The 1,525-nt window shown below is 62.4% G+C and carries 2 pseudogenes; one reads left to right on the top strand and one right to left on the bottom strand.

Annotated features, from left to right (window positions below):
* Nucleotides 1–490 precede the first annotated feature (490 nt).
* Nucleotides 491–1,270, bottom strand: a pseudogene (locus tag EP26_RS37975) (IS256 family transposase); the annotation flags it as partial.
* Here EP26_RS37975 and EP26_RS37970 point away from each other — a divergent pair.
* Nucleotides 1,270–1,420 (top strand): annotated as a pseudogene (locus tag EP26_RS37970) (IS630 family transposase); the annotation flags it as partial. The pseudogenes EP26_RS37975 and EP26_RS37970 overlap by 1 nt on opposite strands.
* Between the last annotated feature and the right edge of the window lie 105 nt (nt 1,421–1,525).

Here is a 1,525-nt window from a genome sequence, read left to right as displayed (position 1 = left end):
AGAGCGCCCACGCTGCGTCGGTGAAAACCTCGCACCCGTTCCCGTCCGTCATGCCCCGAATATGGGAGTAGCACTCAAGCTCTAACAGGCCTTAGAACCGGCGAGAGTACCATTAGGTTGAGTGGGCCTTAGCTGGTCGGGTTCGGTCCGGTAGACGGCTTGGGTAGGGCCATTAGAGGGGTTTCTTGCCTGACCCAGTCGCTTGTGATCCTGCGAACGACAGGGCGGTAATTCAGTGGTGCCTTGGCATGGGAGCGGGGACGAGTTGAAGGCGCTGTCGGTCGCTCTGCGGGAACACGTGGTGGCGGCGATCGCGGCGGGGTCGCCCCCCCAAGCGGCTACGGTCCGCTTCAGGGTGAGCGCGGTCCGGTGGCCGCACTGTTGCGGCAGGTGGGCTCGGGCGCGCCGGGGCCACCGGCGAGGGCCGGCACTCGGCGCAGACGGGGGCTGTCAGGATTTCCGTGTATGGCCGGTCGGTTGAACGACGCGGTCAGGTTACGGCCTTGTTGAAGCGGTCGCCGAACTGGGCCTTGTCCATGGACCATTTACGATCCGGCATGGTCCACTCCTTCTCGGTTCTGTCCAAGACCAAGTAGAGCAGCTTCAAGACGGCGTCGTCGGTTGGGAAGTGGCCGCGGGTTCGGACGGCGCTGCGTAGCTTGGCGTTCAAAGCCTCGATCGCATTCGTGGCTCACAAAATCCGGCGGACCTCGGCGGGAAACGCGTAAATCGGCACAACCTGGCCCCAGGCGCGCCGCCAGCTCTGGCTGACGGCAGCGTATTTCTGGCCCCACGGCCCGGCCATTGAACGCCGTCAGCGCGGTTTCGGCCGGGGCCGGGGATGCCGCGGCAAATATCCTTCAGCGCCGCAGCGCCCGCCCTGCGATCGATACAGGAGATAAAATTCAGGCTGTGGCGTAACAGCTGAACAATGTAGGTCTGTACGGCCGCCTTGAGGAACACCGCCAAGATCGCTTCGGGAAAGTCCTTAAACTCGGCCACCACCTCCAGGAGCAGGTCCTCCACGCCGCGATTGCCCAGCTCGTTCATCACCCGCAGCCAGGACTTGGCACCCTCGTTCTGCTCAAGTCAGAGGCCAAGGATTCCGTTGGTGCCGTTCGCTCGTACGCCGAGCGCGATGTGCGCCGCCTTATTGGGGGTCAGACTTTCGTCACCGACCCTTACCTGTAGCGCATCGAAGAACACCAGCGGCGTCGGAGCACTGCCTCGGCGCTGGCTTGAGCGGCCGAGCCTGCCAAGTGGCATCCTCACCTCCCGCCCTACAGCCCCGACTTCAACCCAATCGAGCAAGCCTTCGTCAATCTGAACGCAGCTTCAATGGCCCGTAGGCTCCATCGGCCGCATCATCGACACCTTCACACCAGCCGAATGCACCAACTACTTCGCCGACGCAAACTGAAAAGGAAACCATTCGAATCACGTAATACTCTAACGCGAAATAAGTCGGGTTCTTCGGGTTGGCTTCGATAGGTAAGGCGGTGCGCCAGGGTTGCCTCACCATGTT

Origin of the sequence: Belnapia moabensis DSM 16746, assembly GCF_000745835.1 — a bacterium.
Classification (GTDB): domain Bacteria; phylum Pseudomonadota; class Alphaproteobacteria; order Acetobacterales; family Acetobacteraceae; genus Belnapia; species Belnapia moabensis.
The sequence above is the reverse complement of the archived record's forward strand: the minus strand, read 5'-3'. Positions and strand labels throughout refer to the sequence as shown.